The organism is Rhodococcus sp. (in: high G+C Gram-positive bacteria) (assembly GCF_049591685.1).
In the GTDB taxonomy this organism is placed as follows: Bacteria; Actinomycetota; Actinomycetes; order Mycobacteriales; family Mycobacteriaceae; genus Rhodococcoides.
In genome coordinates, this window is sequence record NZ_JBAWFH010000248.1 from 1 (window position 1) to 8,635 (window position 8,635).

10 protein-coding genes are annotated in these 8,635 nt (G+C 63.4%); 3 read left to right on the forward strand and 7 right to left on the reverse strand.

All coding sequences use genetic code 11. From position 1 onward, the window contains the following. Positions 1-95 precede the first annotated feature (95 nt). From WBQ44_RS10495 to WBQ44_RS10515, 5 genes are all read right to left on the reverse strand, one after another. A complete protein-coding gene (locus WBQ44_RS10495) occupies positions 96-554 on the reverse strand; it encodes a hypothetical protein (RefSeq protein WP_495566629.1) in 459 nt (152 codons plus the stop codon). A gap of 583 nt (positions 555-1,137) precedes the next feature. After that, positions 1,138-2,169 (reverse strand): GAF domain-containing protein, encoded by a 1,032-nt coding sequence (locus tag WBQ44_RS10500; RefSeq protein ID WP_495566630.1) that lies wholly within the window; start codon positions 2,167-2,169, stop codon positions 1,138-1,140. Positions 2,170-2,384: 215 nt separating this feature from the next. Further along, the gene (locus WBQ44_RS10505) at positions 2,385-3,359 is read right to left on the reverse strand and encodes a DUF4913 domain-containing protein (protein ID WP_495566631.1); all 975 of its coding nucleotides are present in this window, start codon (positions 3,357-3,359) and stop codon (positions 2,385-2,387) included. Then, positions 3,356-3,511, reverse strand: coding sequence for a hypothetical protein (locus WBQ44_RS10510; protein WP_495566632.1), 156 nt, complete (start codon positions 3,509-3,511; stop codon positions 3,356-3,358). The genes WBQ44_RS10505 and WBQ44_RS10510 overlap by 4 nt, the downstream gene beginning before the upstream one ends. Continuing rightward, positions 3,508-4,092 carry a TraG/TraD/VirD4 family protein gene (locus WBQ44_RS10515; RefSeq protein WP_495566633.1) on the reverse strand — a complete coding sequence of 195 codons (585 nt, stop codon included), beginning with the start codon at positions 4,090-4,092 and terminating at the stop codon, positions 3,508-3,510. The genes WBQ44_RS10510 and WBQ44_RS10515 overlap by 4 nt, the downstream gene beginning before the upstream one ends. Before the next feature lie 192 nt (positions 4,093-4,284). Here WBQ44_RS10515 and WBQ44_RS10520 point away from each other — a divergent pair, with 192 nt between their 5' ends. Then, on the forward strand, positions 4,285-4,506 hold the full coding sequence (locus WBQ44_RS10520; protein ID WP_495566634.1) for a hypothetical protein: 222 nt from the start codon (positions 4,285-4,287) through the stop codon (positions 4,504-4,506). After that, positions 4,503-4,868 (forward strand): hypothetical protein, encoded by a 366-nt coding sequence (locus WBQ44_RS10525; RefSeq protein WP_495566635.1) that lies wholly within the window; start codon positions 4,503-4,505, stop codon positions 4,866-4,868. The genes WBQ44_RS10520 and WBQ44_RS10525 overlap by 4 nt, the downstream gene beginning before the upstream one ends. A gap of 67 nt (positions 4,869-4,935) precedes the next feature. Here the strand turns inward: WBQ44_RS10525 and WBQ44_RS10530 are convergent, their stop codons facing one another. Together WBQ44_RS10530 and WBQ44_RS10535 are read right to left on the reverse strand one after the other, a co-directional pair. Beyond that, the gene (locus WBQ44_RS10530) at positions 4,936-5,685 is read right to left on the reverse strand and encodes a MerR family transcriptional regulator (RefSeq protein ID WP_495566638.1); all 750 of its coding nucleotides are present in this window, start codon (positions 5,683-5,685) and stop codon (positions 4,936-4,938) included. Between the two features lie 63 nt (positions 5,686-5,748). Next, the gene (locus tag WBQ44_RS10535) at positions 5,749-6,954 is read right to left on the reverse strand and encodes a lipase family protein (RefSeq protein WP_495566636.1); all 1,206 of its coding nucleotides are present in this window, start codon (positions 6,952-6,954) and stop codon (positions 5,749-5,751) included. A gap of 145 nt (positions 6,955-7,099) precedes the next feature. On the opposite strand from WBQ44_RS10535, the gene WBQ44_RS10540 reads away from it, so the two are divergent. Beyond that, the coding region (locus WBQ44_RS10540; RefSeq protein ID WP_495566637.1) for a succinic semialdehyde dehydrogenase at positions 7,100-8,635 on the forward strand (1,536 nt) is incomplete at its 3' end.

Sequence of the window (8,635 nt, forward strand, 5' to 3'; positions counted from 1 at the left end):
CTGCGAGACGAGGTCTCTGAGCAACCGCGTCGAGCCTGACGGATGGCCCTGCCTAGACGGGTGTGGCGACTGTGAACTACGTGGCCGTTCTGCTATTACTTGCTCAGTACCCGAGTGAGTGCCTCAACCGCTTCCTTGGAACCGCTTGCCGTGATGACGGTGCGTCTACCGTTCTTCTTCTTCACGCTCAGGCCTTCACCGGAACGCAAGACGATTCCGGTGTCTCCTTTGCCGTTGAAACGCAATCCCCATCCAGCCCATTCTCTCAATGGATGAACATCGACCACCGAGGCGCTCGCTATTTCATCCCGTGTCACACGGACCCGTGGCCACCCGAGGACTGCTCGTGCTTCGATTCCTCGTTCGTTCACTTCGATCGACCAATAGGTGAGCGCTCCTGCAATCACCATAGCTATCACAAGGCCAATCACCGACCAGTTACGCAGAGATATCAACAGAAATATCGAGGCAATCGCAAGGGCGGCGAAAACGATCGCGAGCGCACGGCTTCCCGCGCTGCCCCTCCATTCAATCTTGCTGCCGATTTCGCTCATTTTTCCCTTTCTCTCGATTTGCCACTTCTGTTATCTAAACATAATCGCTATTGCTAGCGTTGATCGGTAATTACTTCGGACCGCGGTTTCGCTGACCGGTTTAGATTTGCCATGCGACTAACGGCTTGGGTTTGTGTTGGGAGGTTCGTGACACCGGCTAGCAGGGGGGTCGTCAGCCGGTGGTTACAAAAACCCCTATGCAGCAAGCAATTCGGCTGGCTGCATGCGGACAGACTGCGCCTGTGGTGGAAGACCCTGGGTCCTGAAGCGAACCTTCGGGACTTTTTACTTGATGGATATTGGTGCCACTACCGGTACACAGCTCGGATACATGGACGGTTGCTGTCGGTGTCGCGCATCGCGCCGGTGAAGGACGCAGAGTGTATCTCTATACCTCAAAGCTGATCCCTGACAGGTAATTTGCCGCTCGTTCTGCCAATGCTCAGCAGTACCGCGAGCAAAACTAAGCGTCCTGGTTCGGACGTGGGGGCCGACCTGACGTGGACAAGGTGCATACCCCAGGCGCTGGTTGAGCGTAGGTAGACAATACCAAAGGTCTGCGGTCGAGCAACGGTTTTGGGGACTACCGCTGGGGGAGATGCAAAGTCAGCAAGAGCGCCTGTGATCGTTCGTCGAGTTCGACGGTTCGGACTGTCACCGGAACGACCTCGTAAATTCCTCTTGTGGTGAGAAGTCGGAGATTCAGCTTTTGCACAGGGTCGGCGGCGGAGTCGCGCATGTGAGCGACTGTGCGGCGCGCCAAAGGTACGTCGTCGGGATGCAGAACTTGAAGAGAGTCGGCCAGGGCTCCGCTCTGTACTGCGATCGTATTCGGGGGCTCGTCGAACCAATACAGTAGGCGAAGAGTATTGGGGTCCAGAATGGCTCGGTACTGGTTCGTCGTGGCGAGAGATTGCGCAACCCAATCGCCCAGATGCGTGGCCGAGTGGCCGTTCAACAGTGGGTTCCCCTCTGCTGGCCCAAGGTCGACCGAGACCCCACGAATGATTCGGCGGGGTTCGCTGTAGCCATCGGTGGCGGTAACCTCGCTGAATCGAGCTGTGAACTGAATGACTCGGTGGTCGCCGGTGGGGCGTTGTTCGAGGCCGATCCGTTGTAGAACGGTGCCGTGTCCGGCAGAGACCAACGAGGCCAGGACGGAACCGGTTGCGGTCCCGAGGGGCAGTTTTGCAAGGCCATCGGAGATGTGGCGCTCCTGTTCGATTCCAAGCGATGCCCATGACAGTGTGCTACTGACTATCGCACTCCGTCTCGCTAGGCCCGTGGTCAGATCCCACTCGAAAGCCCACGCGGCTGGGCGCACCGTAGCTTCTATACGTGCCCGTCGGCCTACCTGAAGCCAGGCTGCATGAACTAATCCGGTGGAATCGTCGGCAATCGGGTCAACTGTCACGGCGCGTGTTCCGGATCTGACGTGAACCGATGCGCGGTGCTCGAATGCATGTCTCACTGCAGACAAGACGGTGACACGGTCGGGTTCGCGGATGAACGAACGCAACACGACCCGGCTCTTCGGTCGTGTTCCGACTGCCACTACCGATGGCGCTCGTGGGTCGAGTAGATCGACGAGGAGCCAACTGCTCGGTGTAGGCACACCCAACCCCCTTTCTGGAGTCGTCTGCAAAGCATGACGAGTAGCACTCGAACCGGCGCCGGTTCATACACCTGCTTAGGCGCGTGGGGTGCCAATGAAGCATACCGACCGTTCGGCACCGCTCTCCGCTCTGTCTGATCTGAATTTGCCCCGAGACAATTCTCGTCGCGTCGTTCGGTTCATAGATTCCGCGAGACGGGCACATTAGGTGGCGTTCAATCTAGCTCGTAACCGGTGCCCCGGGTGGGGTTCGTCGGGTCCGGGGGCGGGCGTCGTCGGTGGTCGGCGTCGGGACGGTGTCCGGTGCCCGGTTCACGCGGCTCCGGTGGTGCGGACAGTCCGCGACGGGGCCGATTGGGTCCGTCCAGATCCATGCTCGGCGCTGAACTGCGTTGCAGGGCCTCGGTTGCGGCCCTATGCATCATCGCTCGTACGTCGTCGGCGCTGCCCATGCCGAGTTGCTCGACGAGTGCAGGGGTGGGATTGAGCATCAGCGACCAGCCTTTCTCTCGTCCCTTCGCTGCTGCCCGTTCGGCCCGGGCGGCATCTCGGGCAACGGCCTCCGGACTTGTTTCGGCTTCTTTGATTTCGCGCCGTAGGCGTGAGACCTCGTTCGAGAGGTCTCTGAGCTGCGCTGCCTTGGGGAAGTCCGACAGCTCGACCAGTTCGAGGTCGTCGAGGCGTTGCTCGTCGCGGTCGAGTGAGTGTTCGGCTTTCGCCAGGTCCGTATCGACGGTGTATGCCATGTTCTCCACGCGGGTGAGCAGACCGAGGGAGAGCGGTCGAACCAGCCTGCAGGCGGCAGCGTGAGAGTCCGGCGCATCGGCGGGATCCTCTCGTGCTGTCCCTGCTGCACCGATACATCGGGCCCCCGGCGGGATCGAGCGGCACCCGGAGCATCGGGTCGGCGTCGTGAATTCACCAGGCACTCGGGGCACCGCGGTTTCACTCGCCTCCGCGCCCTCCCACGCCAACCACAGATCGCGCAGTCGGCGCACCACCTCGTCGTGCCGCCACCACTCGGGGCAGAACACGCGCCAGGCCTTACCGGCGGTGCCGGCGAGTTTGCGGGTGATTAAGGTCGCGAACCAGGTGTCGAACCACTCGAACATCGACTCGTACTGCCGCTCCGCCGGCGGCTCCTCGACAGGGTCGGTGCCTGCGGGGGAGGTGTCGTCGTATGCGGTCACAGGAACGGCTCCCCCCCGATGTCGGTGTCTTCGTCTGTGTCGAGTTCTTTGTCGTCGAGCCGAATCTGGCCCTTCTCCGGGATGCCGTAGCGCTCGTTCGAAGCGATGATGGCCTCGGCGTTCGGCCCGGCGGACCAGTACAACTTCTTCACCAGGCCCGGACGGTTGCCGGAATCTGCACCAGAGCGAAGGTTTTCGGGATCGCAGCGAGGTCGTCGACGGTCATGATCGGCTCTTTGGACCAAGACTGCGCCCGAGAAGACGAACCGCCCTCGAACATGCCGCCGCTACGCGAGGTCGACCAGCGTTCGACGTCGTGTTCACCGACGAGCGCGGACAGGTCCGACAGGGTGGTCTTGTCCTTGAGCCCGCCGCCGTACCAGAGGAAGTTCGCGGCATCCTGGAGTTGTTTAACCCCGTCTTGGCCCCAGACCCGTTGTGCTTGAGAGAGGTTTTGCACGATCGTCAACACGCAGATCCCCTGCGAGCCGAGGTGGGAATACCACGCCGGGAGCTCCGGGAGGCGGCACACGTTCGCGGCCTCGTCGAGGATGCACAGCATCGGTATCGGCATCCGGCCACGCGGGCTGCGGCGTGCGGTGCGTTGGGCGGCGTCGATAATCGACCCGATCAATGCTGTCGTCAGCGCCGACGAGGAATCCGGGCCTTCCTTCGACAGTACGTGGAGCGTATCGGTGCTGGCGACAAATTTCTCGACGACGAATTCACGCATCTAGTGCGGGTAGCGCACCCCGCTGCCAATGTCGGTATCGCGGGTTTCACCCAACGCGACATTGGCGCGCTGTGTGGGGAAGCATGCTCATGACGTAGGTCTGCTCTTCGAGCAGGCCGATGAACCGGCGGGCCATGTCGTAGAGGCCATCTCGCTGGCGTGGGTTGAGGCCGCGTACCGATTGCAGTTCGGATGGTCACCGATGCGTTCAACGAATTCCTTGCTCTCGTTGCGAGCCCCAGCGGTTACCTGAACGAGCAGTTCCAGCAGAAGCTCGAACCGATTTCCAAGGGGATCCACAACGCGACACTGGCGAAAGATGTGTACGACACCGCGTCTGCCGGACCGATGTACAACGTGCCGAAAGATCCGTATTCACTCGGAACGGGCAAGGAACCCTGGGCGGACGCATGACCGGACCGGACGATCCGACCCTGCGCTCCGCCGTACAGAAGATGATGAACGCGTTCGAGCACATGGCGCATACCCGCGCGAGCGTGGAGCGGACTCCTATCCCGTCGTTCGACCAACCGAAGGCCGTGGACAGTTCGATGATGTTCGCTATCGCGTCGCTACCGGGCGCGTCTCCCGAACTGAGGGCCTTCGCGTCGAGGGTGGGCGCAGGGGAGTGCGGGTGGGACGAGATCGAAACGCTGTCACGGCCCGTGCCTCGCGAAGTCGCCGAATTGAAGAGCGACCCGATGGTGATCTGGTTTCCGCCCGGGCAGCGTGTGCAGCCCCGTAGCGAGGAGCCGTACCGAATTCCATGGCAGTGACGGCGAATTCGCTCCCCGGTTGTGCATTTCGGGTTGGCCGCCGATGCAGAACCGGGGAGGGAAATGCCTACTTTCCGCGAGCGTTCGCGACGATGGCGTCGCGGATGTACCGAGCGAGGCCGGGTGCGACGTCGTCGTAGTGCTTCGTGAAGCGTTCGTCTGCGACGTACATCTCGCCGAGGCAGACGTGCATCTCGTAGCCGCAGTCGTAGTGCCGCTCGATGCCCGCGCGATGCCGCTCGGCCAACACGGCTGCCTTGTCGGAATCGGCAGAGACCCCGGCCCTCATGGCTGCCGCGAAATCAGCCTCCAACGCGTCCGTCTCGGTCTTGATCTGCTTCCAGTCGTCCTTGGTCATCGAAGCAGTGCGGGTCTGCGACTGCTTCCACGCCTCGGTCTCGCCCCAACGCTCCTCGGCCTCGCCTGCATGCTCGTCGCCGAGCCAGTCGTCGCCGAAGACCTCACGCTGTTCCTCGGGAGTCAATTGAATTCCCACCTTTTTCGCCTCCATCATCTTGTCCACGGCCGCAGCCATCCGATGCAAGCGATCGATCCGAGCGTCCAGCAGTTCACGCTGACGCGTCAGGTGCGCCATCGCGTCGACGGTCGGATCGTCCAGAAGGGTGGCGATGTCGTCCAACACGAAACCCAGTTCGCGGTAGGTCAACACCTGATGCAGTCGCTCGACGTCCGACGCCGAATAACTGCGATAACCCTTGGGCGTACGCCCGGACGGCACCACCAGGCCGATCTCGTCGTAGTGGTGCAGTGCCCGGACGCTGATTCCCACGAGGCGGGCCACTTCGCCCACCCGCATCCCTTCCGTATCGCTCACAGAAGACAAGGGTGGTACCTCCCGCGACGTGAGGGTCAAGTGCATTCAGCGAATGATTCTCTCGCAACCGTCGGCGGGTGCACCGGCCAGGCGCTGTGCCAACCAGTCGAACGCTCCGGGGCGGCCGTCGCGTTCGGCGGTGCCGTGGTCGCCGGGGAATTCCTCGAGATGCACGGATGCACCCATCGCGCACCACTGATCCTGCACGGCCTCGGCGCCTTCCTTCGGAATCAGGAAGTCCTGAAGGCCCTGGTAGATGTAGACCGGCGCCTCGGGCTTCGTCTGGCCCATCCGATTCTCCTCGACGACCGCGCGAGTGATCGGGTGGTCGAACACGTCGGGCCCCGTCGACAGATCCCGCTGGTCGAGCATCAGAAGTCCGCTGTACGACAGCACGTCGACGCACTGGTCCTTCTGCAGCAGTGCGACGCGTCGACCGTTGTCGTTGGTGAGTTCGCGCATCTCGGGGTACTCACGGGCGAGCCCGGCGGTGGCAGCAAGGTACAGGCCGGAACCGATGTCGCCGTTGAGCGAACGTTGCAGAATCTTGTAGTCGGTGGGCGGCCCGCCGAACGCGACGCCGACGATGTTCAGCTCGGGCGCGTAGTCGGGTGCCATCTGCGCCGCCCAGCCTGAGGCGATTGCGCCACCGGAATAGCCGGTGATCCCGATGGGGGAATCGGCCGCGACACCCACGCTTCGCGCGGCGCGGAGGCCGTCGAGCACCGTGTGGCCGGACACCTTGCCTGCCGAGTACGCCTGCCGCGGACCCTGATAGTCGGTGACGACAACGGTGTAGCCGCGCCCCAGCAGCTCGCCGATCCGGTCGATTTCCCTGTTGGTTCCTCGGGGCAGGGTGTACGACGGCGCGCACGCGTTGCCGAGCGAATCGGTTGCCTCGTTGTAGGCGATGACGGGACGAGGTCCGCCGCCGGTCCACGGGGCGTCGGGAACGACGACCGTGGTGGCCGCCGCGATGGGGTTGTTCTTTGAGTCGGTGGAGCGGAACAGCAGCTGAGTCGACGTCGAACCCGGTTGTACTGCAACATCTCTGGTGCTCAGCACGGTGCCGGGTCGCTGAGCCTCGTACCCGGCGGGCGGTGCGAACCACGGGTCGCCCAGCGGTGTGGGCAGGTACGCGGCCGGGTCGCGTGGAGGGGCTGCCAGATCGCCCAATGGATCGGCCTGTGCTGCCGGAGCAAGCGCGAACAACAGCGCTGCGGCGCCGACGAGAACGAGAGTCCTACGCATAAGTTTCCCCACCCTGCATTGTCTCCAAGTGCGCCCCAACGCCTAGGTAAGACCGAGGCCCATAGTGCCACACCTCTGTGATCCCAGCCACCGAGCGGGTACGTTATGTGTAACTCCAAGAACTACTCACCAGTAGGGGTGTGAAATGCCAGCTCCAAGCGCTGCGACCTTCTCGCGACTCGCCGACCTCATCGCTGTTCCCGACGCCGCAGCCCGGCCGACCAAATCCATCACGGAGGTGTTCACCGGCAAGGAGATCGCCACCATCCCCGTCGGTACCGCCGAGGACGCCGAAGCCGCGATCGCCAAGGCACGGATCGCGCAGAAGGCGTGGGCCAAGCGTCCCGTTTCCGAACGCGCCGCGATCTTCCACCGCTACCGCGACCTGGTGCTCGCCCACCGGAACGAGCTGATGGACATGGCGCAGGCCGAGACGGGCAAGTCCCGCGCCGCCGCGCAGGAGGAGGTGCTCGACATCGCCATGACGTCGCGGCACTACGCACGCACCGCCGCCAAGCTGCTCGCCCCGAAGCGCGTCGCCGGCATGCTCCCGGTGCTGACCAAGACCAGGGTGCATTACCAGCCCAAGGGCATCGTCGGCATCATCTCGCCCTGGAACTACCCGATGACCCTCGCGGTCTCCGACGCCATCGCGGCGCTGCTGGCCGGTAACGGCGTCGTCCTCAAGCCCGACTCGCAGACGCCGTACTGTGCGTTGGCCGTCGTGGAACTCTTGTACAAAGCGGGATTGCCGCGCGACTTGTTCGCCGTGGTTCCGGGACCGGGCTCGGTCGTAGGTACTGCCATCGTCGAGAACACCGAATACGTCATGTTCACCGGCTCCACGGCCACCGGCCAGCTCCTCGCCGAACAGGCGGGCCGTCGCCTCATCGGCTTCTCCGCCGAGCTCGGTGGCAAGAACGCGATGATCGTCGCCGAGGGCGCCAACCTGCGGGAAGTGTCCGACGCCGCCGTCCGCGCATGCTTCTCCAACTCCGGCCAGCTCTGCATCTCGATCGAGCGCATCTACGTCGAAAAATCCATCGCCGACGATTTCACCGCAAAGTTCGGCCAGCGCGTGCGCAACATGACGCTCGGAGCGGACTACGACTTCGGTATCGAGATGGGCAGCCTCATCTCCGAGGACCAAGTCAAGACCGTCTCCGCGCATGTGGACGACGCCAAGGTCAAGGGTGCCAAGGTCATCGCGGGTGGTAATGCCCGGCCCGATATCGGACCGCTCTTCTTCGAGCCGACGGTGCTGACCGGCGTCTCCGAGGACATGGAGTGCGCGGCCAACGAGACGTTCGGACCGCTGGTGTCGATCTACCCCGTCGCCGACGTCGAGGAAGCGATCGCGAAGGCCAACGACACCGAGTACGGCCTCAACGCCAGCGTGTGGGCCAGGACCAAGGCGCAGGGCGAGGCCATCGCGGCACAACTCCACTCGGGAACCGTCAACGTCGACGAGGGGTACGCGCCGGCCTGGGGCACCACCGGTGCTCCGATGGGCGGAATGGGTGTCTCGGGCATGGGCCGCCGACACGGACCGGACGGCCTGCTCAAGTACACCGAGTCGCAGACCATCGCCACGACGCGGTTGCTCAACCTCGGCGGACCGCGCGGGCTTCCGCCGAAGATGTGGGCCAAGATCATGCCCCCGTTCGTCAAGGCACTGAAG